Genomic DNA, 25,773 nt, shown 5'->3' with positions numbered 1-25,773 from the left:
AGAAAGCGAGGGGAAATTTATCAACTTTAATGTAACTATTTAGTTTTGATACTATGTCAAGAAAGTAGACACAGATTTTCTACCGCGCTTTCGCTTGGTGGCCTTCATAAAAAAGTTTAAAAGAAAACCATTTTTAAACTTTTTTATGAAGGTGAAATATTATGCTGCAGATTGATCACGATACATTTTCTCAAATTCATTGGGTGTATAATAATTCAAGGTTGAATGAATCCTTTTTGAATTATAGAAGAACTCAATGTATTCAAAGAGTGATTTTCTTGCCTCATTTCGTGTCTTATACCTGTTTTGATAAACGAGTTCTCGTTTTAGAATTCCGTGAAATGATTCGATACAAGCATTATCGTAACAGTTTCCTTTACGGCTCATGCTGCCTATCATCTTATATTGTTTTAATAGTTTCTGATATTCCGATGAAGCATATTGGACCCCACGATCCGAATGATGAACAAGCCCTTTTCCAGGTTTCTGGCGATGATAAGCCATTTTTAATGCATTCATCACTAACTCTTTTGTCATGGTTTTATCCATAGACCATCCCACGATTTTACGAGAATACAAATCCATGACACTCGCTAGATATAGCCATCCTTCTTTAGTAGGAATATAGGTGATATCGACAACCCAAGATTGATTCGGCTTGTCCACTTTAAATTGTCGGTCTAATACATTTTCACTAACAGGATGCTGATGTTTAGAATTGGTTGTAGCTTTGTATTTTTTTACCGTACACGACTTCCAATTATCTTTAGTCATAATACGAGAAACGGTACGTTCACTTACCTTTATACCGCGTCTGTTGAGCGTTTTTGCAATTTTAACACTGCCATAACGTTGCTTAAACTCTAAGTGTGTTTGTAGTACTTTCTGAGACAATTTTTCATGCTTCTTTTGTCGATCACTCTTGGGCCGTTTTAACCATTTAAAATAACCAGCTTTTGAAACTCCCAGCACATTGCACATCTTCTCCACTCGGTAATGGGAGCGATTTTTGTGAATAAATTCAAACTTTACCGAGGGCTTTTCGCGAAGTAGTGCATCGCCTTTTTTAAAATTTCATTCTCCTCTTCCAAATCACGTAATTGCTTTTTTAATGCTTTTAATTCAGCATCAGGAGTTGAAAAGGTTTGGGCTGCCTTTATTTCGGGCTGCTGACCATATTTCTTGATCCAACCATGTAACGTATTACTGTTCACGCCTGTTTCCCTGGCTACTTGAGTGATTGGTTTACTGTTCTCAAGAATGTACTTTACCGTTTCTTTCTTAAATGTTTCATCATACCGTTTTCCAGTTCCTCTGGACATTTAGACACACCTCATTATGATTATGATTATTGTTATTTTTATTATAAAAATCTGTGTCTACTTTTTAGTCTAGCATCATATTAAAATGAAAATAGTTTTTGATATTCGTATAGAGAAGACATTATAGCTCTATAATTCAAGTGGTTAATGTTTTGTAGAGTGGAATCACGCAATTACCAAGGTACTTGGGAACTTCAATATATAATGAAGAAAAGATTAGTTTTTTCTAGGTGGGGAGGATTTGTATTGAAGGTAGAGAAAACATTAACATCTTTTGTATTAGTTGACACTAATATGAGGATTATTCCGGAAGTACTAGATTATACAACTACACTGGAACTAAATGGAATGTCACCCAATACTGTTAGAGGTTACTTAAATGATTTAAAGATTTTTTATATGTGGCTTGAACAGAAAAGGCTAAGGTTTTTTGAGGTGAGGCCAAAACATTTAACTAGTTTCATTGAATATGTTGACAACAGAAATATAAAGGGAAGAGTATCGCCTCCTACATTAAATAGATATCTTGCTACTTTAGGTTCCTTTTATAGACATTTTGAAGCTACTGGTGGTTTTGTTGAAGAGTCACCGGTAGTTAAAATAAAAGGTTATGAACATAAACAAAGAAAGGGATATTTCAGACATACAACCAAAAATTGGGATAATAATCTACATAATTACTTTAGAAGAAAGCATAAAAAGAAACGTGATAAAAAGAGATTATATGAAAAAGATGTGGATAAGTGTTATGAAATGATTGAGACATTATGGAATGGAGACGTATCTTTAAAGTTTAGAAACAAGTTAATCTTTAATTTACTATATGAAACAGGATATAGAGTTTCGGAACTTTTACATTTAAAAATTGATGACTATGACTATCCTGATCCAACAGAAAAAACAGGGAATCTTTATCTTATTGAGCGAGATAATGAATCACTTGATAGACAACTTAAAACCGGTGAAAGAACAATCCCTGTTTCAATTAGGTTATTGCAAGATATAGACGACTATATATTGTATCATCGACCTGATAATGACGGTGCCGATTATATATTCGTTTCACATTCTAGGGCTAATTTAGGTGAACCAATAGGGAGATCATCTATTGAAACAGTTATTCAAGATATTGAATCTAAATGTGACTTCAAGTATATTAAGTTGACCCCCCATTCATTAAGACATACTCATAGTTCCGAATTACAAGATCTTGGAGTTGATATAAATATCATAAAGGACCGTTTGGGGCATGCAAGTATTGAAACCACCGCTAAATATACAGAGCCATCAATTCAAACTAAAATAATGGCTTATGAAAGATTTTTAGATAGTAAGAAGGGCGTGTTGTCTAATGAATAACATACTCCCTCGTATTGATATTAAAAAAGATAAATGGGTAATTCCGTCAAATAATGATTTGTCTGACTTCACTTTTGAATTTGGGCATTTACCAAACGAATGGTTTAAAGAAACCATTAAAAGGATTACAAAAGAAAATATTACAATTGGTAGGTTAGAGTATTCTACGTTAAACAGATACAACTACTCTTTGGATGTATTCTGGGAATTTTTAAAGGATTATGGTATCGAAATAGATACATTTGAGGATGTATCGTATGAGTTAATAGAGGGCTTTGTTTACTACCTATTAGCAAATGTGAATAGTCCTTCATCCAGATCACTTTCAATTACTTCTTTAAAGCATTTTATTAAGCATGGACAATTATTTGAATGGGAGGGTTTTCCCATAAATGAGGTGTTTGATGGAACGGAACAACGTACATTACAGACAGAGGATACTTTAAAAAGCATGCTTATTGACGATGATGTAATGGAATCTATTGATTCTTCGCTTCTTCATTGGAAATCGAAAATAAAGCCGTATTTGGAAAATCTAAACGAAGTCGTATTATGGGCATTAATTACTGTTATTAGACACACTGGAATCCGACTATCAGAAGCTTTAAATCTGAATGCAGATTGCATGAACAGGGACTTGATGAATAAGTATTTAATGGAGGTTGAGAGTCCGAAAAACAATAGTGAAAGATTTATTCCTGTTAATAGAGATGTAGCGATAGCAATTGATTATATTTGTAAGGCTACAGAAGAAATACGATTAGCATATAAAACTGAGAAAATATTTTATTACTATCAACCAATTAATAAAAAATACAGTCCTTTAAAGCAGCATGAAGCTAGAAGATGGTTAAAGCGATATTTAAAACGTTTTGATATAAGAGATTCTAACGGGAATTTAGCCATATTGACTTATCATAACTTCCGTCATCATATTGGCACAGATCTTTTAAATAATGGGATGAGTCCTTTTGAAGTAAAAGATTATTTAGGGCATGAATCCATGCACTCTACACGACTATATGCAAAAGTTAGAAATGACAGACTAACAAAAGAGTATAAGAAACTTGGCTTTATAGGTGTAATAAAAAAAAGTACCAACGACATTGTAGATAAAGATGGAAATCAACCTGATAATGCAAAAAGATTGATGGCACAGCTTCCTGATGGAGTATGCGCTAAACCGATTGGGGAGAAGGTTATTGATTGTCGAAAACCTAATGCTTGCTTGTTCTGTCCTAAGTTTATTACTACTCCTGAATTCCTTGATGTACATAAGGATCATTTAGAGCGTATAAAAGCTGATAAGCAGCGTTATTTATCAGAATACTTAATGGGTAGTGAATATCATCTATTTGAGACAGAAAAGGCTCTAGAAGACATAATTAACCGAATGTCGGTCCTTCAAGGGAGGGCGTAAAATGGTGATAAATAAAGATACACCTATTGTTGATGATAATCCCTCAAGCCTTGAGATAGAATGGCGTTGTGGTAACAGTAAATTTAATGATGATATATGGGATTTTAAAGGATTTGTTTATGCCCCTCATTGGAATGATGCCAAGTTTCGTATTGACTTCACAGTATTTAATGATTGGCCAAATATTAAAGTCACTGTGAAAAGGTACATTATGTCGGAATTGAAGATGGTGGTATACAATTCGGTAAAGAGGAAGTATGCAGCATTTAGTCAATTGAGAAAGTTCTTAAAGAATAAGCAGCACATTCAATCCTTCCAGGATTTCACGAATAATATAGTACGTGAATACTTTGAGTATTTGATTAATGTCGATAGTGTTAGAGGAGCACCTCTTAGTGCGCAAAGTATAACAAAGTCAGCTCAATGTGTAAAAGATTTGTTAATCCGAGGTAGTCAACGAGGTTGGCAAGTTCCAAGAGATTCAGCTAGAATAAATAACATTTATGATGAATTGATTATTAGGAATAACAGAGTAATAGAAGGTACGAAACTAGGTAAAACTAACAAGGTATTGCCGGATTCTGAAATTGTTGATAAATTAATTAACTTAGCGAGAGAGAAAATAAGAAAAGGTGAGGATGTGCTCGTATCAGCAGGCATTCTTATTTCAACGCAATTAGGGCATCGTATCAGTGAAGTTGTCTTAATGGAAGCTAATCGTTTAAGTACAATTAATGGAGAAGCCCACATTACCTTCCTAACTTGGAAAACAAAGAAAGAACTTGTTTGGGTAACAAGACCAGCTAATGAAATATTGGTGGAAACAATTAAAGCTTTAGAAAAGTATTCAGAACCTTTGCGAATCAAAACAGGAAAACCATACCTTTTTATAGTGAAAGCTAGAAATCAAAAGGATAGGTATTTAATAGCAGACCATTCAAATTGGGGCAAAAATAGATTGACTCCGTTTATTAAAAAGCATGGACTTAGGGATGAACATGGTAAACCGTTAAAGTTAACACAACACTATTTTAGACATATATTCACTACCTATGCTTTAAAAGGCGGAATGAAAATACAAGATGTAGCAGAAATGTTAGGACACGCTTCTATTCTTATGACAGAAACTTATGATCATACTAAACATGAAAAACAAGAGGTTATTAAGGGACTTTTATCTGGTGAGATTCCAATTAGCTCCTCTAATAAAACTGTAATTCAGAGAATAGAAGGCGAAGAAAACCCATTTAAGGGAAAAACAGTTGAACAAATAGATAAAATGCGTAGAAGCCTTAAAATCGAATTATTACCTCATGGTATGTGTTTACACCACCCTATGCGAGGAGAGCCATGTGCACAAGATGGGGTCTGCTTAGGATGCAATAACTTCATAGCGTCGTCAAATCATCTACCGATATATGAAAAAAGGCTCGAAAGAGTGGATAAAGAATTAGAGAAGAATGATGAAAATAGTATCTTCTCGAGCAAACTTCGTTATCAAAGGGAAAAGTTATCAAGTTATATCTCGGACTTAGAAAGAAAGATGGCGGAAAGCGAATTCCAAGATGCTTTAGAACAGGTGGCAGGTGCTAAATATGAAAAATGAGAAAGAGCTAAGTTTAGCGGAAAAAAATAGACTTCTAACTGCCGAAAAGGTCAAAAAAGCACTTGAACTCTTGAAAAAGAGCAACAAGCCTATAAATATTAGCAGCGTTTCAAAAATGGCAAAGGTGTCACGAAAAACACTCTCAACCAATCGTCCTGATTTAAAGGCTATGATAGAAGAAGCTAGTTCTCTTCAAAGAGATTTAAGGGATTCTGAAGGGGTAATATCTAAACCGAAAGGAACAACTCAGTCTGATCGCTTGAAACAGATTAGAGAGAAGAATAAAAAGCTAATATTAGATAAGAAAAAGACCTTAGAGCAAAATATGATTCTTACTAAGGAAAACATGCAGTTAAAGGAAAGACTTGCAGACTTAGAAGAAAAATTGTATTCACAAGCTGAATTAAAGGTCGTAGAGATGAAAGAGAAGTAATTAAATAATAAGTATTGTTCATCTAGTTTATATATAAAAGAGTGGGTAAATTGACAATAACTTCAGAGTATATTATTATTTTCTTGTAGTAATTTTGCTTTTGTTTTTTTTGCAATCTTATTGATTAGCGGGTATCTACTAAATAAATGCAGTCTCTGGACTGATATGGAACACTGTTTAAGTGTATTTTATATCAAACGTCTGGGAGGCTGTTTTTTTATAAAAAAAGGGGGTTATAAGAAAATCATCTATTAGCATTAGAAGATTACACACTTTATTTGGATTTTTTAATTAGATGTCTAGCGGCGGTAAGGATAATGGTAGATTACACAGGTTAGAGTAAACATAACTCCCATTTTAATGATAATTTAAATTGATACGATAAAAAACAAAACAAGGAGGGGTACTGATGGCAGCTCGTCGCGGACGCGGTGGTAAACGCCGTAAAGTGTGTTTCTTCACAGCAAACGGTATTACACACATCGACTATAAAGACGTTGATTTACTAAAACGTTTCATTTCAGAGCGTGGAAAAATTCTTCCTCGTCGTGTAACTGGAACTTCAGCTAAATACCAACGTAAACTTACAATTGCAATCAAACGTGCTCGTCAAATGGCTTTATTGCCATACGTAGCAGAGTAAAATAATAGAAGAGGCACTAATAAGGGTTAATCCTTATAGTGCCTTTTTATTATTCTATAAAAGGATTTTACTTATTGTTATTTAAGAGGGCTCTACAATATTTGTTGGGGTACATAAAATATTCTGAAAAAAGCAACACGCAACCTATCATTCCTTTATACTTGAATTGTCGAGAAACAAGTCAAAGTGAATGGAGTTGCGTGTAAATGGATTTTAACATGAATATCCCAGGATTAAAAGATTGTATTCATACGAATATGGAGGAAAGAGACGAAATGGTTATCCTTCATGTGGAGCTGGAACGCAAAGTACATACATGTTCCTCGATAAAAAATACGTACATCGCAACCTTATCCTCATTCCGATATCTTGATAAACTTAACCAAGTTGTATCCATGGTACTATACTAGCATCATTGTTTAAAAAGTATAAAAACATAACTAGCCAAAAAAGGAAAGAAAAAAATAGTAAAAGGTATGGAATTTCATGAAAAAAAAATAAGTCCATGAGCAACATATAATTCATACAGTAAAAATTCGATTAAAGGGAAAGGGGAACAAGAACCTTTCTCTTTTTTGATGCAGTTAAGTAACAACAGCCCTTATATCATTGTTGGTCTTATGAGATATATCTTTTCTTGGTTAATAAGCTGAATTTAGCGAATAATTAATTGATAAATTACCGAATTAAAATTAAAAAAATTCTAAAAATACTGTATACATCTATAACCAATATGGTATCATATAATTGTAAAATTTATACAAGGAGGATATTCTATGAAAAAAGTTGTTTTAGTGTCTATGGTCTCGATTTTTAGTTTGATTTTTGTTACTTTTAATTTTGGTAGTGAGAACTTCTCTCACACCGCAAAAGCTTATTCATTAAAAGGTTGGCATTGGCCTGGTAACATGACATACGCCACTACTTCTAGTTTTATCGAGATTGACGCTTCATGGATAGATGCAGTCAATGTATGGAATAGAAGACAAGACCATCGTACTATTAATTACAATGCCAATTCTTCTAATCACTTAACTGATGAGTATACAACTAGTAGTTCAAGATATGGAGTTATGTCTACCTGGTCTACAGATGGTGAAGTTTATAGATTTTATGGTCGATTAAATCGTTCCATGTACGATATAAAAAATAATTCAAGAGTAAGACAGAGCACTGCCATTCATGAACTCGGACATTCTTTAGGTCTAGGTCATACATCTTCCTACGCAATAATGAATACCTCAAGAGATAGAAGAGAACTTATTGAGCCAACTTTTGATGATTTAAACGGTATGGATGCAATTTATGATTAAATATGAATTAAGGGGTGATGAAATGATAAAAAAGTACTTTTTATTGTCTATATTAATAGTTTTTGTTTTAATGGCTGGTTGTAATTCTGATAATGTAAGCGAAACTAATGGTAGTATACACATTGGTGGGGATTATCATATAGGGAATGATTTAAATGAACTCGAAAGTATGGCTGATTTGATTGTTATAGGTGAATATGGAACACTTGAAAAGAAATGGAATATGGCAAGAGATAGACAGGACCCTAAAAAGGAGTCCACTGAAAATTATTTTGAAGGCAACTTATATAATTTCAAAATAGATGAAACGATAAAAGGAACTAGCGAAAGCGAAATATTAGTTAATCTTGCTTATGAAGAAGAACACAAGTATCCAAATGAATCTGGAGATGATTTTAAATTTAGTGTTAAGGATCCTTATTATGTAGAACCTGAAAGTCATGTTAAGTATGTGTTATTTCTTAAAAAGGATGAAATGTTCGGGAACTATTATGGCGCTATAGAACCATTTCAAGTTAAAATAGATAAAAATAATCGGGTTCATCTAGTTACAAACCAAATTCTTAATGAAGAAATAAAAAATAATAGCGAAGTACATAATGGTAAAATTCATTTTCATACACAAACAGAATTAGAAGGTAAAACAATTGAGATTGAAACTGAAGTGATTGCTATTGATAACTTCCTAGACGGTCTTAATCTAAAACAACTAAAGAATACATTAATTAATAAAGATAAATAGATTAAAAAATTTTGAGAGGGGAAAGTGTAAGTTCATTCCTGATTAACTAAAAATTAGGAACGAACTTATACTTTTATTAGTTTGAAAAGTCTTGTGAATAGTTTGATAGGTTACAATTTGACTAGGATCTAGAGTATTCAAACGTTAATTTAAAGATAAATTGAAATGTTTTCGACTCTCTAAAGTCTTCCAACGTAAAGTTGAATAAAACTGTGCTTAGAACATTAATTAAGCTCACAGTTTTTATATCCTTTCATTCAACCAATGGTCAAAGTTCAATGGGAATAATATTTGATGGGAGGTGAAATACTTGAAGTGGGTAGTCTTTATATTAACAAGTTCACTATTTTTAATTGTAAGTGCTTGTGGAAATACAGGTTCCCAAGAACAAGAATCTAAATATACTCAAGAAGATGTAAAAGAAATTGTTTTGAACCATCTGACTGAAAACTTCAACAAAGACAAAAACGAAATTAAAATAATGTCAGTGAGTAATGATTCTGGAGAGTACATCGTTGAATGGGAAATTGAAGAACACTGTGAATTTGGAACTATTACTGTAGACGACCAGACCGGCAAGGTTATTGAAGTAGAAGAATCAAACTGTTAGTTTTTAAATCTTAAGGATTGTATTGCAACTGAACAGCCAAATAGAATACAATAATACTTGGTGTATTAGAAATAAATTATTTCAAATAAAAAATGCTACACTCTCATTATTATTAATGAAGAATGTAGTCTTTTTTATTGGCTCTACAATATTTGTTGGGGTACATAAAATATTCTGAAAAAGTATTTGAGGCTTTTCTATTATTACCCAGCTTTTCGTTTTGGATAAACAGTTATAACCCGCAATAAAATTACAGACGTAAACACAATCATGAATACAAGATAACCATTCGAAACTGGATTAAAAAGTGCAAGAATGGCATAAATCAATAATGGTATCGTTGTCGTGTATGCGATCATCTTCCATAGGATTTGCAGCTTGAGCTTCCTATGTAGCAAGTGAGCAATCCAAGTGAAAATATAAGCTAACACGGTAATCGATACAAACAGCATAATCGTAACCGGCAAATAATTAAACATAAAGAAATAAATGAACTGGAATACAAGGTTCATATCCGAGCCAAGTCCTGTGTTTTCCGTTACTTGATGAAGGAATGTCGGAAATAAGGCAAGAAATAGCAGGATAAACAAATAGAACACGGTAATATCCATTGGAATCCGGTTTAATTTAAAGACAGATTGTTTCCGTGGTAGCTGTATACTATGTAAAAATGTTTCCCAAAAAACCATATGTTTCAATCCTTTAATAATCAATTCTTTTATATTATAATGGATATGAGCGTAAAATTGTACAATTGACGCCCTTTCTACTAGTGTTCTTCCTATTTTCAGTCCCCACAATCATCTTACAAACACACGCTTTCTAATACCAAATACCTAATTAAACATGTTATGATAGGTAATAAGCTTTTTCAAAAATAATGAGGTGCACGTATAAATGAATAAATCAAAACAATTAACGGACGGGGCGCTTTTAACAACGATTTTCATCGTTCTATTGTTGATTACGATGTATGCTCCAATCCTACCACTGTTCACAACATTTGTCTTGGCAGTGCCATTTGTTATCTATGCAGCAAAATATGACTGGAAGCCTGCTTTATTAATGTTTGTGGCAACCGCCATTCTTTCCATATTACTCGGGACGTATCTAGCATTACCACTCCCGTTTTTGGCAGGGCTAGGCGGAATCATGCTAGGCTCAGCAATATACCGGGAACGTCCTCCATATGAAATATGGGCACGGGGTACGATCGGATTTATTGCTGGTATTTTATTTACCTTCGTATTCAGCCTGTTGGTCCTACAAGTGAACGTGTTGGATGTATTTTCCGAACAACTAGATATTGCGTTTGAACAAAGCGAGCAAATAATAACGCAATTCGGTATGGGGGAAGTGTCCGATGAACAGTTTGCAATAATAGAACAACGGCTTAGCCTGTTAAAAAATCTAATGCCAGTTGCAATTGTGATTCTTTCGATAGGCTTAGCGTTATTGAACCAGTGGATTAGTTATAAAATCTTGAATCGAACGTCAAAACAGCAGTTGCGTTTTCCGAAATTCCGTAATATGCAATTTCCGCCGGCGATTATTTGGATTTATTTAATCGGAATTCTGGTATCGTTTGTTCAACCAGATCCGACTGGGACCATTGCCATCGCGGTACAAAATATCGTGATGCTCGTAGGACTTTTAATGGTGTTGCAAGGATTTTCATTCATTTTCTTCTATGTGCATACTAAACATTTAGCAAAGGCAATCCCAATAATTGCTATTGTTGTTACCTTGTTTTTCGCACCATTACTGCTTCCATTGGTACGAATCTTAGGTATAATTGATATAGGATTTAGACTTAGAAGTCGGATGAAAAAGTAACATCGCTAGGTAACGAAAAGCGAACGGAGAGAGGCACGGTCAGAAAACAGCTATGCATACCAAGATTTCACCTGACTGTGTCTCATTAGTAGGAGCTGAGTTTTAATGTTTGATTGGAACAAACGACTAACCCTAAGTAAACATTTATGGCTAATATACGCCATTGCTGTCATTTTGCTTGGATTCATTTGGTATTATGAATGGATACTTGGCATTATCATGACGGTTTTATTAGGATTGGCATTTTATTATACAAATCAAGTGGAACAAAAAATAACCGATGAAACCGAGCAATATATTTCCACTTTGTCGTATCGAGTTAAAAAAGTTGGCGAAGAAGCATTACTGGAAATGCCAATTGGAATCATCCTGTTTAGTGAGAATTATACGGTTGAGTGGACGAATCAATACATGAATCAATTTGCAGAAGAGGATACGATTGTTGGCGAGTCCTTAAATGCAATCTCAGAAGAACTCATTCCTATGATAAAAGAAAATAACGAAGATTTCCGAATCGAGCTAGAAGACTATCAATTTCAAACGATCATACGGAAGGAAGAACGCTTAATTTATTTATTTGACCGAACAGAGCAGGCAGAGCTCGAAACGGTCTATAAAAATGAGCAGACTGTCTTATTTATTATTTTCCTCGATAATTATGATGAGATCACGCAAAACATGGATGATGCCATTCGAAGCCAGCTAAATTCAGAAGTAACCTCGTTTTTAAATCAGTGGTCACATGAAAGTGGTCTTTATTTGAAACGAACGTCACAGGATCGTTTCTTAGCGGTAGGCACAAGAAAAATATTAGATCATTTAGAGCTAACGAAATTTGATATATTAGATGAAATGCATGAATTAAATTCGGAGCTGGATATCCCAATTACCTTGAGTATCGGGGTTGGCGTAGGGAATTCAACGCTTCCTGAATTGGGAGAGCTTGCCCAATCTAGTTTAGACTTAGCATTAGGACGTGGCGGTGACCAGGTTGCGATTAAAGATGATTCTGGTAAAGTACGTTTCTACGGTGGAAAATCAAATCCGATGGAAAAGCGTACCCGTGTACGTGCTAGAGTAATCTCACATGCGTTAAAAGATTTGGTCAAGGCTAGTGACCGTGTTATTATTATGGGCCATCAAGCACCAGATATGGATTCGATTGGTTCGGCGATTGGGATCTTAAATATTGCCCAAACGAATGGCGTGGATGGCTATATTGTCTTTGATCCGGACGATATTAGTATTGGTGTCAACAGATTGGTAGAAGCGATTAAAACGGAATCTAGTATTTGGCAGCATTTTATTGATCCAGAAATGGCCGAGGACCTTGTGACGAGTCGTAGTTTAATTGTCGTCATCGATACCCATAAGCCGTCAATGGTCGTTAGTAAACGTCTCTTAAATAAAACCGATTATAAAGTGGTCATCGATCACCACCGACGGGCAGAGGAATTCATTGAAAATCCGACCTTAGTTTATATGGAACCATATGCATCATCAACTGCGGAATTAGTAACCGAATTACTAGAGTATCAGCCAAAAGGACAAAAGCTAAAAATGCTAGAGGCAACGGCGTTATTAGCTGGTATAATAGTGGATACGAAGAGCTTCACCCTAAGGACGGGATCCCGGACGTTTGATGCAGCATCCTACCTACGGGCTAAAGGTGCTGACACCGTGCTAGTACAGCAATTTTTAAAAGAAGACTTAGATTTATATATTAAGCGTGGTAAATTAATTGAACGCACGCAAATTTATCGTAACAACATCGCAATTGCCAAGGCCGAGCCTGGTGATATCTGTGGCCCAGTGTTGATTGCCCAAACTGCAGATACCTTACTTACCATGACAGGAATCACAGCATCCTTTGTGATTGCCGAGCGCAATGATGGCAAAATCGGGATTAGTGCGCGTTCATTAGGCGAGATCAATGTTCAAATCATTATGGAAAAAATGGATGGTGGCGGTCACTTGACCAATGCTGCGACCCAAATAGAAGACACAACACTAGATGATGCAGAATTACTGCTGAAGGATATTTTAGATGAATACTACGAGGGGAGCGAATCAGAATGAAAGTAATTTTCTTAAAGGATGTTAAAGGAAAAGGTAAAAAAGGTGAAGTCAAAAACGTTTCGGACGGTTATGCAAGAAACTTTTTGCTGAAAAATAATGTAGCAGTAGAAGCAACGCCAGGAAATATGAAGGCATTAGAAGCACAAAAGAAAAAAGACAAGCAGCTCGAACAAGAGGAAAAAGATGCTGCCGAACAACTGAAAACCAAGCTAGAAAGTCTAGAAGTAGAATTAAAGACTAAAGCTGGTGATGGCGGTAGATTGTTTGGCTCGATTACAAGCAAACAAATCGCTGAAGAGCTTGTGAAACACGGCATTAAAATTGATAAGCGTAAAATTGAACTAGATCAGCCAATTCGTGCGTTAGGATACAGTAATGTTCCCATTAAACTTCATCCAGAAGTAACGGGGACGGTAAAAGTACATGTTGTGGAACAATAATTTCCATGTCTTGCGGGGAAAAGGAGGTATAAATCATGAGTGAATGGAACGATCGAACACCACCACATAATTTAGAAGCGGAACAAGCCGTTCTTGGTGCGGTCTTTCTTGAACCAGAGGCGTTTACAACAGCGTCAGAGCTTTTGATGCCAGGTGATTTTTACCGCGCAAGTCATCAACGAATATTCGAAACGATGCTTAAGCTATCAGATCGAGGCGAACCAATTGACTTAGTCACGGTAACAACAGCCCTTTCCAATAGTCAGAACCTAGAGGAAGCTGGCGGAGTATCGTATTTAACCCAACTAGCAGAGAGTGTACCAACTGCCGCTAATATTGAATTTTACAGTAAAATCGTTGAGGAAAAAGCGCTCCTGCGTCGCCTCATCAGAACAGCTACGGATATTGTCACGACAACATTCAATCGTGAGGATGAAGTAGACGATGTTTTAAACGAAGCGGAAAAAAGTATCTTAGATGTTTCTGGTCGTAAAAACACTGGAAGCTTTAAAGTGATTAAAGATGTCTTGATCGATGTCTACGATAAGATTGAAATACTTCATGGTAGCACGGCCGATGTAACAGGTATCCCGACTGGCTACCGTGATTTAGATAAAATCACCTCTGGATTCCAGCGTAATGATTTAATCATCATCGCTGCCCGTCCATCGGTGGGTAAAACCGCCTTTGCGTTAAATATCGCGCAAAGCGTCGCGGTTAACACCGATGAAAATGTAGCGATATTCAGTCTGGAGATGGGTGCCGATCAGCTTGTCCAACGTATTCTCTGTGCGGAAGGAAATATCGATGCCCAGCGCTTACGTAACGGGAATCTGGAAGCGGATGACTGGAGCAAGCTAACAATGGCAATGGGTAGTTTATCGAATGCCGGCATCTATATTGATGACACACCAGGTATTCGTGTCAGTGAAATTCGTTCCAAATGTCGCAGACTTAAGCAGGAACAAGGTCTTGGCATGATTTTAATCGATTATCTGCAGCTCATCCAAGGTAGTGGAAAACCTGGCGAAAACCGCCAACAAGAGGTTTCCGAGATTTCCCGTTCTTTAAAGCAATTAGCTCGTGAATTAAATGTTCCACTGATCGCCCTATCACAGCTATCCCGTGGTGTGGAGCAACGACAAGATAAACGACCAATGATGTCCGATCTTCGTGAATCAGGAAGTATCGAGCAGGATGCCGATATCGTTGGCTTCCTATACCGTGATGACTACTATGATAAAGAATCGGAGAAGCAGAATATCATTGAAATTATCTTAGCGAAGCAACGTAACGGCCCAGTTGGAACCGTAGAGCTTGCCTTTGTGAAGGAATATAATAAGTTCGTTGATTTGGACCATCGTTATCAGGAAAGCGATGTACCACCGCAACCAGCATTTGCGTAATGCCTACCACAGTGACGTTCACTGTGGTTTTTTGTTTTGGCAACTGCTGAAGGTTTGGTTGAAATGCTAAAGATTATTGCAAATTGTAAAAGATACGCCCGAAGTTAAAGTCCTACCTTGGCAGCATGATTCGTGTTTAAATGGACAAAATATAGAGTGGACAATGAACGATAACGAAAAGGAATCTTTCAACAAAATACCGAACATTAACTAATTCGAGTGATTAATCATTCGTGTTTACGTTGACTAATATCCGGAATGCTGATAAACTAACCTATGGAATTAAATAAAAAACAGATAATGTTTAAATAATCTTGGAGGTGCAAGATGTCCTCAGTAGTAGTAGTTGGAACCCAATGGGGCGATGAAGGGAAAGGAAAGATTACAGACTTTCTATCACAAAATGCAGAAGTGGTTGCTCGTTACCAAGGTGGTAATAACGCGGGTCACACAATTAAATTTGATCATGTAACATACAAGCTTCACTTAATTCCATCCGGGATATTTTTCAAGGAAAAAATATGTGTATTAGGAAATGGAATGGTTATTGATCCGAAAGCATTTGTAGAAGAGATTGCGTATTTACATGAGCGTAACGTTTCGACGGATAATTTACGAATTAGTAACCGTGCACATGTCATCCTACCATACCATTTGAAATTAGATATATTACAAGAAGAAGAAAAAGGCATCAACAAAATCGGAACAACGAAAAAAGGTATTGGTCCAGCATACATGGATAAAGCCGCACGAACTGGTATCCGAATTGCTGACTTACTTGATAAGGACGTTTTCCGTGCGAAACTAGAACAGAATCTAAAAGAGAAAAATCGTCTCTTTGAAAAAGTATATGAAGTAGAGCCACTAAATGTGGAGGATATTTTAGAAGAATATTATGCATACGGTCAGGAACTAGCGAAGTATGTAGTGGATACATCGGTTGTATTAAATGATGCACTAGATGAAGGAAGACGCGTGTTATTTGAAGGGGCACAAGGGGTTATGCTTGATATTGACCAAGGTACTTACCCATTTGTGACCTCATCAAATCCGATCGCTGGTGGAGTCACTATTGGATCTGGTGTTGGCCCAACGAAAATCAAACATGTTGTCGGCGTATCAAAGGCATATACATCACGTGTAGGTGATGGTCCATTCCCAACTGAGCTTCATGATGAAATCGGCCATCATATTCGCGAAGTAGGTCGTGAATACGGTACAACAACAGGAAGAGCCCGCCGTGTTGGTTGGTTTGATAGTGTTGTTGTTCGCCATGCAAGACGAGTAAGCGGAATTACCGATCTATCACTAAATTCCGTTGACGTATTAACCGGTATAGAAACATTAAAGATTTGTGTCGCTTATAAGTATAAAGGTGAAATCATGGAGGAATTCCCAGCAAACTTGAACATTCTTGCTGAATGTGAGCCTGTATACGAAGAAATGCCAGGCTGGACAGAAGATATTACTGGAGCCAAAAGCCTAGACGAGCTTCCAGCTAATGCCCGTCATTACATCGAGCGTATTTCACAATTAACACAAATACCTTTATCAATCTTTTCCGTAGGTCCAGACCGAACACAAACTAATGTCGTTCGTAGTGTGTATAGCAACTAAGTGATGGAGAGCAGAATTTCTGCTCTCTTTTTTTAGTGTTTGGTGGGTGGAGTAATCCCGGACCATGCTGCCGCATGCAGCCCTGTATGCCGAAAGATAAGCAAGATATCCCGAACTCAAGCGATAAATCCCGAACCCGCCGCTAGATATCCCGAACATTACGTGATAAATCCCGAACCACCTCACCAATCCCGAATAGATTAGCGGATATCCCGAACCAGCGGGGAGAAATCCCGAACGTCACCGGAGATATCCCGAACCCCAAGCGATAAATCCCGAACCACATGCCGCTACCCAACCAGTGAATGGCAGCATAATGAGTTTTTGCCAGTAAATTTTATCTATCTATACGTACAAAGAGAAATAGAATGAAAATAATAAACCACTTTCGCAAACTTTTTTCTGTTTACTAGTAGATTGAATCTTTTCGCAAATCAAAACGTATGGAATAGGTAAGGAGGTGAGCGATTTGAAAAGAATCCCGAGACTATTCCTGTCGATCGGCATACTGATTAGTTTAATGGCATGTGATGATACGACCGAAGCGGCCAAGGCGGATCAAGAAAGTCCCAATAAGGTTTTAACACTGGAACAAAGCATACTGGACACAATGAACGAGAACGATATTAGGTACGATACAATTATTAATTACGATATTAAAGGAAATTTCATTATTGTCGTCTACAGAGAAATTGCAATGCAGAATTTAAACGTTTCGATGCTGAAACAAACGGAGGATGGATTAGAAATAGTCCTTAATGAGTCCATTTCAACACAAGGGACCACTGTTCTAGGTTCCGAGCACACACCAATCATTACGATAGTAAAATCAAATGAGCAAGTGAAAGACGTAACCGTATTAGGAGAACCAGCTAAAGCTGTTTCCCATAACAATAACCCAATTGAAAACATCTCACTAGAATTAACCTACTGGATAGCCTATACCAACCAAATCCCAGACGACGAAAACGATATACAAATCACTTACGAATAAATCCCCAAAGAACATCACCCTTTCCAGCCGTATTAGGGTAGGGTGATTTGATTGTGATTAGAGATTGCTAGAGCATAATGGGTGGATGAAACGGGTAACAGGCTCCCTACCGGCTGTTACAATCTCGTAAAATTAATCCCTAATTTTGGAAAAAATACCCCCAAATCTTACATTTTTTATGAATTCAAAGAATAATTTACCGTTTTTTGTAGGTTATTATACATTTTCTTTACAAAAGCCCGGATTCTGTTCCCTTCCCCTATCAAATTATGGTAGATTAGTAGAGGACCCAAATAGGTCTTTTACTCTATGACATTATTTTCATTTAACTATATAGTTCCAGGTAATAGGGGGAAAATCCGTGATTTTTTGGAAAAATGAGCAGAAAGTCCAAAAGAAGCAAAACCGAAAACTAGTAAAGAAGGCCATTTTCAGCACCAGTTTGATGATGCTACTCGCAACAGGGATTGTCTTCGCAGAAGGAACGAATAGCGTTGATACGGTTTACCATGTATATGTGGACGGGAACCATATTGGACAAGTAAGCGATCAAACCATTGTTGAGGAAATCATCCATACGAAATTACAGAACGCAGAAAAAAAATATGAGGATATTGACCTAGCCATCGGAGAAAATGTCGAATTTTTATCGGAGTTAGTTTTTAATCCTACATATGATAATGATTCCATTAGCCAGTATTTAGAAGAAAACCTAACAATTAAATCCCCAGTCACCGCGCTGAAGATGGGTGATAATGTCGTTGGGTACTTCGAGAATCAAGAAGACGCAGAAAAAGTTATTCAGGATTATCAATTGAAATATGTAGATCAAGACACACTAGATAAAATACAAGCTGCAAAATCTGCTCGAGTAGAATCAGACGGTCCCCAAATCGTTGCTCCTACTACTGGAAAACCAGCAGACCTTGCAGTTGGTGATGCTATTATATTAGACGTATCGTTATCAGAAAAGGTTTCATTTTCCGATGAAAAAGTAGATCCGAATAAAGTAAACACAGTAAAAGAGGGCCTTAAGCTATTAGAAAAAGGTACCTTGGAGGAAGAGAAGCACAAGGTACAAGAAGGTGAAGTGCTTGGATCCATTGCTTCTAAGTATGATCTTTCATTAGATACGCTACTAGAGCTAAACCCTAAGCTAAAAGAAGATTCCTTATTACAAATCGGTCAAGAAATTAACGTAACAGAATATAAGCCGTTCGTTGATGTCGTAGTAAATAAGGAAGAAAAGAAAAAAGAAACCATTGCCTATAAAACAGAAATTGTGGAATCAGACGAACTATTTAAGGGTGATCAAAAGGTAACCCAAGAAGGTTCTGATGGTGAAAAAATCGTTCACTACGCATTAGAATTGCATAATGGTAAAGAGACCAAGCGTGATGTGCTAGAAGAAACTATCACAAAAGAAGTCGTTAACAAGGTGATTGTAAAAGGAACAAAGGTCATTCCTTCACGAGGGACAGGAACCTTGAAATGGCCAACAGTTGGTGGCTACATCTCAAGTGAACAAGGCTATCGCTGGGGTTCTTATCACAAAGGAATTGATATTGCCCGCCCATCCAGTCGTGCGATATTAGCAGCCGATAACGGAACCGTCGTATTTGCCGGTCGCCAAGGGAGTTTCGGGAACAAAATTGAAATCAACCATAACAATGGCATGAAAACCATTTATGCCCACCTTTCATCGATTCAGGTAAGCGTGGGACAAACCGTTCAACAAGGCACACAAATTGGTATCATGGGTGCAACCGGACATGCAACCGGTATCCATCTACACTTTGAAGTATACAAAAACGGTGCCCTACAAAACCCATTAAAATATCTAAAATAATAGCAGATAACAAAAGCTGGCTCATAGAAATACACAATGAGCTAGCTTTTTCAGTAGAGTTGAAAATAGTAAATGAAATGCTTGTGTGTTTTTGAAAAAAGAAAAGTAAATAACAACTAGCTATATATCCGAAGCTAGTAAGACACACGATTAAAATTAGCAGGATATTACTTTTCGGAAACAAGACATTTGCGAAAAAGTACGTTAAAATAAAGAAAACACACGATAAATAATCGATTCTTTACGAAAATTATAGATGAAACTAAAAAAGGAAGTGATATCGTGGTACAAAAGATATTAGTAGTAGATGACGAACAACCAATTGCAGATATATTGAAATTTAATTTAGAAAAAGAAGGCTATGAAGTTATTTGCGCCTATGATGGTGATGAAGCAATCAAATTAGCAGAAACAGAAAAGCCAGATTTAATCCTATTGGACATTATGCTTCCAAATAAAGATGGTAATGAAGTTTGCCGTGAGATTCGCAAAACGCAAACCATGCCGATTATCATGCTAACAGCAAAGGATTCCGAAATTGATAAAGTATTAGGTCTTGAGCTTGGAGCAGATGACTATGTAACCAAGCCATTTAGCAATCGTGAATTAATTGCTCGTGTCAAAGCAAATCTTCGCAGGCAGCAGAATGTACCAGAAGATTCAACAAGAGAAAACAAAGACATTGCGATCGGTTCACTTGTGATCCACCCTGATGCCTATACCGTCTCAAGAGATGGCAAGGAAATCGAGTTAACCCATCGTGAATTTGAGCTATTGCATTACTTAGCGCGTCACATTGGACAGGTAATGACGAGAGAACATTTACTAGAAACGGTTTGGGGCTATGATTATTTTGGTGATGTCAGAACCGTGGATGTAACAGTAAGAAGACTGCGTGAGAAAATAGAGGAGAATCCGAGTAACCCAGCATGGATCGTGACACGACGCGGTGTTGGTTATTATTTACGTAATCCTGATCAGGAGTAGATTACATGCATAAAGTTGGCTTTTTTCGCTCCATACAAGCGAAATTTATTATCATTTTTATATTGTTATTATTAGTGGCCGTGCAGGTAATTGGCTCCTATTTTTCCCATTCCTTAGAGAAGGAATTAACGACTAATTTTATCGAATCGATCGAGAGTAGAATTGATGTATTAAGTCACTACCTAGAAGATGCGTTTAACGAGGATCGTACGGAAGAGGACGAAAATACGCTTCAACAAGATTTACAAGGCATTATTCGAGATATTGATACGAATAATAATTGGAATTTACTTGTTGTTGATAATCAGAGTCGAATTCTTGCGACGAATAAGTCTTCCCAGCAGGATGATGTGGGGAAAAAATCAACCTTAGAAATTATCCAGCTTGCTCTTCTGATGGAAGATGAACGGGATGATAAGCAATTAGATGAGGATGGCAATCGAATTTATCGCGTTGCTACGCCTTTAATTAATGATGAGAATCGAATAGTTGGTGCCATTTATGTGGAAGCACCGTTTCAGAATATTTATGATCAATTAGAAGAGATTAATCGCATCTTCTTCAATGGTTCAGTTTGGGCAATTGTCGTATCTGCCTTTCTCGGAATCCTGGTGGCACGTGCTATTACCAAACCAATTATGGAAATTCGCCGTCAAACGCAAATCGTGGGGAAAGGTGATTTCACACAAAAGGTAAATGTGTATGGAACCGATGAAATTGGCCAATTGGCGATTGCATTTAATGATTTAACCGATCAGTTAAAATTTTCCCATGCAAAAACAGAGGAAGAAACGAGCAAGCTAAATTCCGTCCTCGAAAATATGTCTGATGGTGTGATAGCAACCGATGAAACAGGTGCGATTACGCTCATGAATGAAGCGGCAGGCATCCTGCTTGGCGTTAGTCCAGAGGAAAGCTATGGGCAAAATATCATCGATGTCTTAAAGCTAGATGAGAAATTAGAGGATTTAACCGAGCTACAAGAAAGTGGCTCGATGATTTTAGACTTTAGTGATGAAAATGATATTTTCCTAATCCGTGCTAACTTCTCCACGGTGATGGATGATGATGACGATGTGACAGGCTTTATTACAGTTATAAGTGATGTTACCGAGCAAGAAAAAATCGAGAAGGAACGCCGGGAATTCGTATCGAACGTTTCCCATGAGCTTCGCACGCCACTGACGACGATGAAAAGCTATGTCGAGGCATTAATCGAAGGGGAATGGGAAAACAAAGAGATTGCACCGAAATTTTTAGGTGTGGCCCAAAACGAAACAGACCGTATGATTCGAATGGTGAATGATTTACTACAGCTTTCGAAAATTGATAATAAAGAGCATCCACTTCAAAAGGAACGCACTGATTTTATTGGGTTATTCCATCATATTATCGATCGGTTTGAGATGAATATTCCAGAGCATATTGAATTCATTCGTGATTTACCAAATGAAAAGCTCTATGTCTGGATTGATAAGGATAAGCTTATTCAAGTTATTGATAATATTATTTCTAATGCGATTAAATATTCCCCAGAAGGTGGCAAAATCACCTGTAAAGTCGTGAAGCAGCGCCATCAATTGATGATTTCCATTGAGGATGAGGGAATGGGAATCGCCTATGATAAATTGGAGAAAATATTTGAACGATTCTACCGAGTGGATAAAGCACGGACACGGAAATTTGGCGGAACAGGTCTTGGCCTTGCTATTTCCAAGGAATTAGTAGAAGCACATCACGGCAGAATTTGGGCGAAGAGTAAAGAAGGCAAAGGCACGACAATATTATTTACACTCCCGCTAATGGGTAAGAAGCGGAGGAATAGCTAATGAATATTGAAGTCATTAAGTCTTATACGTTAGCCATTTTAGTTGGTATTAGCTTAATATTGACGTTTAGCCTATGGAGCTACCAGCCCTATGAGGAAAATGCCGATGATGATGATTTAGTGGATGAGATTGACCTGGGCGGCGTGGAAGAAACGAAAAAAACGCTAGTCCGACCAAGCACGGTGATGTTTAATAAATACCAATATCACTTTGGCTTTACCAATCCAGCTGATCGCGAGAAGCTTTATGAAGACATGCAAACCTGGGTGCTCTATAATGTCCGGTCACAAGAGGCCAGTGGACCGCCAGACGACCAGCTTAACGTGGAGGTTGTTTTTCCAGAGGTACTACCATTGGAAATAATCTCGAGCTTATTTACATTAAATAATGTAGAGGAATTGTCGACGGTTCGTAATTTTTCATTCCAGCGGATGTATATTACGCTAGAAACGGATAATTCGGTAACCTTTAGCTTCCTATCAACCGATGGGCAAACACAAGTTGTCGCGGAAGCCAATAATTCACAAAAACATGAGCTGCTTACCTATTATTTTAATACGTTAGATGGCTTAACCGAATATACTGAACTGGAAGAATCAGACTATCCAATCTATGTACCAATCGGTGAACCGGAGATGAGTGGATACACCGTTAATATTGAACCGATTGATCCGAATTTGATGAAAAATGCCTTATTCTTTGCACCGGATGCCTATTCTGTCATTGAAAATGTCACCGATGATAATGAAATGTGGTATCAGGACGGACAACGTTCCATGCGAATTTTTCCAAATCGAATCAGTATGGAATATGTAAATCCACAGGAAAATTCAGAGCCGCTCGGTAAAATGGATTTATTAGATAGGAGCATTGCAAGCATCAACGGCTATAAGGGTTGGATGCGCGATTTTGGCCAATCCTATCGACTAGAAAGTATCAATACACCGCAAAATTTCATCCGGTACCAAATGTACTATAATAGCTATCCGGTCTTTAATGGCAATAATTTGGCATCGATTGAACAGCTTTGGATTGATAATGAACTATCGGAGTATAGGCGACCACTTTATACGATATTTCAACCGTTTGAGGATAATTTTGAATTAGAAAAGACGGGGTCAGAATTAATCAAGTACTTGAAAAACAATTCGATATATGAAATCGAACAAATAGAAGATATACAGCTAGGTTATCGGTTAAGCTATTCCGAATTGCAAGGCAGTACCTTTTCCTTATACCCATCCTGGCTCATTAAGGTGAACGGGGAATGGGCGTACATTAACTTTGATGAAACCAATCATAGTAAAGGAGTGAGCTGAGGATGCAATGGAGTCAAATTAAAACAATATTTATCCTCTGCTTTTTCCTGCTTAATATTTATTTGATTGTTATCGTCATGCAAAAACAAACCAATGAGGATTTTGACTCACCAGAGGTTGTCCAGCAGACCGAGCATGAAAAAAGGCAGCTGGAGTCAGAAAATATTAAGGTGACGGAGGATTTACCAGAAGCAACCGCTAATGAATCATTAATCGTTAGTAAAAAAACGTTCACCCAAGAGGAAATAGATCTCATTAAAGAAGCGAAAAACCAAGACATTGAGGTCGTGAATAATAATTTTATTATTTCCCGGTTTGATGACCCACCTGAAATACCAGCCAAGGCAACGGATGAAGAATTAACACAGATCGTCTTGAGCCAAGTGTACATGGGGGATCAATACAGCCTGGATTCGTGGGATAAAGAGCGCAATATCCTGACATTTTTCCAGAAACAGAATGATAAAGTTGTTTACTATAATCAGAGTGGCCTGATTTTTGCTTACCTAAATGAAAACAATGAAATCGTGGCCTATACACAATCTGTTCTAGGTGAACCAGAGGTTGTGAATGAAGAGCGCTCGCTTATTAAACCGTTCCAAGCGGTATATACCTTATATGAAAATAACGTATTATTCTCGAAGGATGAAGTGACCGACGTCGAGCTTGGTTACCAGACGATGCTGCCATTGAATAGTGGTCGCCAAGTATTAGTTCCCACGTGGAAGATTACGATTAACAATTCTGGAGAACGCTTTGTGAACGGAATCGAAGGGAAAGTTATCCCAGTTAATGATGATTTTGTAGCGAGTGTATTAGAAATCAGCATCAGCAACACACAGACTATCATCGAGCAAGATGAATTTAAAGAAAGTATGCTAGCATTATTTTTGACCAAGCTAGGAGAAGAAAATCGGAGTGAAGAGAATTGACATTACGTTTTAGCGTCTTAGCCTCAGGGAGTACGGGAAACGCATTTTATATCGAATCAGAAAAAGAGAAACTCTTAGTCGACGCTGGCCTTAGCGGGAAGCAAATGGACAAGCTGTTTCAAGAAGTCAATGTCGCACCAGAAGAATTATCAGGCATCCTTGTAACCCATGAGCATAGTGATCATATCAAAGGCTTAGGTATCGTTGCGAGAAAATATAATCTACCAATCTATGCAAATGAAAAAACGTGGAAAGCGATGGAAGGCTCCATCGGCAAGCTATCCCTAGACCAAAAATTCATATTTAACATGGAAGAAGTGAAGACATTCGGTGACATCGACGTCGAATCGTTCGGCGTCTCCCATGATGCCGCCGAGCCAATGTTCTATACTTTCCGCAACAACGGGAAAAAAGTAGCCCTCGTTACCGACCTAGGCTACGTATCCGAACGCATCAAAAAGACCATCGAATCCGCCGACGCCTACATTTTCGAAGCGAATCACGACGTCGGTATGCTCCGAATGGGCCACTACCCATGGAGCGTTAAACGTAGAATACTAGGCGACTCCGGCCACGTCTCCAATGAAGACTGCGGCCTAGCCTTAACCGACGTTATCGATAATAACACGAAGCGCATCTACCTAGCCCACTTGAGCAAAGACAATAATATGAAAGACTTAGCACGGATGTCTGTCAATCAAGTCTTGCAAGAGCGCGGGATTACAGTTGATTTGCACGATACCGACCCAGGCGTGCCTACAGTGATGTATGAGGTTGGGTAGCGAGCGGGTTAGGGTGATTTGGTGATATTAGCGGGGCAGTTGCCCTGCTTTTTTTGTTATTGGGCATAAATTTAGCTGTGGTTTGGCCTAATAGACTAAAAGCAATGCTTTCTCGAATGAAATGTCCATTAGAGGTCAGCTAATAGACAAAGCACAGCTATTACGAGAAGAAATGTCCATTAAACGTGTGTTATTGGACAAAAGCTAGTGCTTACTTGAATGAAATGTCCAATTGCAATGTGCCAATAGACAAAA

Annotated in this window: 23 protein-coding genes; 21 read left to right on the top strand and 2 right to left on the bottom strand. The window is 37.3% G+C overall.

Annotated features, from left to right (window positions below; genetic code table 11):
- Positions 1–159: 159 nt before the first annotated feature.
- Positions 160–1,322, bottom strand: a protein-coding gene (locus JF53_RS14860) for an IS3 family transposase (protein ID WP_269083309.1) whose coding sequence is annotated in 2 segments (ribosomal slippage) — positions 160–1,061 and positions 1,061–1,322 — 1,164 coding nt in all. Because the reading frame shifts where the segments join, the coding sequence is not laid out codon by codon here.
- A 246-nt stretch (positions 1,323–1,568) separates the two neighbouring features.
- Here JF53_RS14860 and JF53_RS14850 point away from each other — a divergent pair.
- From JF53_RS14850 to JF53_RS14810, 9 genes are all read left to right on the top strand, one after another.
- Entirely contained in the window at positions 1,569–2,681 is a 1,113-nt protein-coding gene (locus JF53_RS14850; RefSeq protein ID WP_047980134.1) for a tyrosine-type recombinase/integrase, read from the top strand.
- On the top strand, positions 2,674–4,101 hold the full coding sequence (locus JF53_RS14845) for a tyrosine-type recombinase/integrase (protein WP_047980135.1): 1,428 nt from the start codon (positions 2,674–2,676) through the stop codon (positions 4,099–4,101). The genes JF53_RS14850 and JF53_RS14845 overlap by 8 nt, the downstream gene beginning before the upstream one ends.
- Before the next feature lies 1 nt (position 4,102).
- On the top strand, positions 4,103–5,707 hold the full coding sequence (locus JF53_RS14840) for a tyrosine-type recombinase/integrase (protein ID WP_047980136.1): 1,605 nt from the start codon (positions 4,103–4,105) through the stop codon (positions 5,705–5,707).
- The gene (locus tag JF53_RS14835; RefSeq protein WP_047980137.1) at positions 5,697–6,140 is read left to right on the top strand and encodes a hypothetical protein; all 444 of its coding nucleotides are present in this window, start codon (positions 5,697–5,699) and stop codon (positions 6,138–6,140) included. The genes JF53_RS14840 and JF53_RS14835 overlap by 11 nt, the downstream gene beginning before the upstream one ends.
- A gap of 409 nt (positions 6,141–6,549) precedes the next feature.
- The gene (gene rpsR / locus JF53_RS14830; protein ID WP_047980138.1) at positions 6,550–6,783 is read left to right on the top strand and encodes a 30S ribosomal protein S18; all 234 of its coding nucleotides are present in this window, start codon (positions 6,550–6,552) and stop codon (positions 6,781–6,783) included.
- 206 nt (positions 6,784–6,989) lie between these two features.
- The gene (locus JF53_RS14825) at positions 6,990–7,193 is read left to right on the top strand and encodes a hypothetical protein (protein ID WP_047980139.1); all 204 of its coding nucleotides are present in this window, start codon (positions 6,990–6,992) and stop codon (positions 7,191–7,193) included.
- A 366-nt stretch (positions 7,194–7,559) separates the two neighbouring features.
- Positions 7,560–8,096 (top strand): matrixin family metalloprotease, encoded by a 537-nt coding sequence (locus JF53_RS14820; protein ID WP_047980140.1) that lies wholly within the window; start codon positions 7,560–7,562, stop codon positions 8,094–8,096.
- On the top strand, positions 8,089–8,838 hold the full coding sequence (locus JF53_RS14815) for a hypothetical protein (RefSeq protein WP_047980141.1): 750 nt from the start codon (positions 8,089–8,091) through the stop codon (positions 8,836–8,838). The genes JF53_RS14820 and JF53_RS14815 overlap by 8 nt, the downstream gene beginning before the upstream one ends.
- Positions 8,839–9,148: 310 nt before the next feature.
- A complete protein-coding gene (locus JF53_RS14810; protein WP_047980142.1) occupies positions 9,149–9,448 on the top strand; it encodes a hypothetical protein in 300 nt (99 codons plus the stop codon).
- 203 nt (positions 9,449–9,651) lie between these two features.
- Here the strand turns inward: JF53_RS14810 and JF53_RS14805 are convergent, their stop codons facing one another.
- Positions 9,652–10,137: a DUF1189 family protein gene (locus JF53_RS14805; RefSeq protein ID WP_047980143.1), complete on the bottom strand. Its 486-nt coding sequence runs from the start codon at positions 10,135–10,137 to the stop codon at positions 9,652–9,654.
- A 208-nt stretch (positions 10,138–10,345) separates the two neighbouring features.
- Between JF53_RS14805 and JF53_RS14800 the strand changes: the two genes are divergently transcribed.
- From JF53_RS14800 to JF53_RS14745, 12 genes are all read left to right on the top strand, one after another.
- Positions 10,346–11,284, top strand: a complete 939-nt coding sequence (locus tag JF53_RS14800; protein ID WP_047980144.1) for a YybS family protein — start codon at positions 10,346–10,348, stop codon at positions 11,282–11,284.
- A 105-nt stretch (positions 11,285–11,389) separates the two neighbouring features.
- Positions 11,390–13,363, top strand: a complete 1,974-nt coding sequence (locus JF53_RS14795; protein WP_047980145.1) for a DHH family phosphoesterase — start codon at positions 11,390–11,392, stop codon at positions 13,361–13,363.
- Complete coding sequence (rplI, locus tag JF53_RS14790; RefSeq protein ID WP_047980146.1) at positions 13,360–13,803, top strand: 50S ribosomal protein L9; 444 nt, start codon at positions 13,360–13,362, stop codon at positions 13,801–13,803. Before JF53_RS14795 ends, rplI begins: the two co-directional genes overlap by 4 nt.
- A gap of 35 nt (positions 13,804–13,838) precedes the next feature.
- A complete protein-coding gene (gene dnaB / locus JF53_RS14785) occupies positions 13,839–15,209 on the top strand; it encodes a replicative DNA helicase (protein ID WP_047980147.1) in 1,371 nt (456 codons plus the stop codon).
- A gap of 327 nt (positions 15,210–15,536) precedes the next feature.
- Positions 15,537–16,826, top strand: a complete 1,290-nt coding sequence (locus tag JF53_RS14780; RefSeq protein ID WP_047980148.1) for an adenylosuccinate synthase — start codon at positions 15,537–15,539, stop codon at positions 16,824–16,826.
- A gap of 469 nt (positions 16,827–17,295) precedes the next feature.
- Positions 17,296–17,820, top strand: coding sequence for a hypothetical protein (locus JF53_RS14775; RefSeq protein WP_047980149.1), 525 nt, complete (start codon positions 17,296–17,298; stop codon positions 17,818–17,820).
- A 361-nt stretch (positions 17,821–18,181) separates the two neighbouring features.
- Positions 18,182–19,669 (top strand): peptidoglycan DD-metalloendopeptidase family protein, encoded by a 1,488-nt coding sequence (locus JF53_RS14770; protein ID WP_236686961.1) that lies wholly within the window; start codon positions 18,182–18,184, stop codon positions 19,667–19,669.
- 282 nt (positions 19,670–19,951) lie between these two features.
- Positions 19,952–20,656: a response regulator YycF gene (gene yycF / locus JF53_RS14765; protein ID WP_047980150.1), complete on the top strand. Its 705-nt coding sequence runs from the start codon at positions 19,952–19,954 to the stop codon at positions 20,654–20,656.
- Positions 20,657–20,661: 5 nt separating this feature from the next.
- Complete coding sequence (gene walK, locus JF53_RS14760) at positions 20,662–22,485, top strand: cell wall metabolism sensor histidine kinase WalK (protein ID WP_047980151.1); 1,824 nt, start codon at positions 20,662–20,664, stop codon at positions 22,483–22,485.
- The gene (locus tag JF53_RS14755; protein WP_047980152.1) at positions 22,485–23,804 is read left to right on the top strand and encodes a YycH family regulatory protein; all 1,320 of its coding nucleotides are present in this window, start codon (positions 22,485–22,487) and stop codon (positions 23,802–23,804) included. The genes walK and JF53_RS14755 overlap by 1 nt, the downstream gene beginning before the upstream one ends.
- A 2-nt stretch (positions 23,805–23,806) precedes the next feature.
- Positions 23,807–24,736, top strand: coding sequence for a two-component system regulatory protein YycI (locus JF53_RS14750; protein WP_047980153.1), 930 nt, complete (start codon positions 23,807–23,809; stop codon positions 24,734–24,736).
- On the top strand, positions 24,733–25,518 hold the full coding sequence (locus JF53_RS14745; RefSeq protein ID WP_047980154.1) for an MBL fold metallo-hydrolase: 786 nt from the start codon (positions 24,733–24,735) through the stop codon (positions 25,516–25,518). The genes JF53_RS14750 and JF53_RS14745 overlap by 4 nt, the downstream gene beginning before the upstream one ends.
- Positions 25,519–25,773: the final 255 nt, after the last annotated feature.

The sequence above is a fragment of the Ornithinibacillus contaminans genome (genome assembly GCF_001038425.2).
Taxonomy (GTDB): Bacteria; Bacillota; Bacilli; order Bacillales; family Amphibacillaceae; genus Ornithinibacillus; species Ornithinibacillus contaminans.
This window is presented reverse-complemented; position numbering and strand designations above follow the sequence as displayed.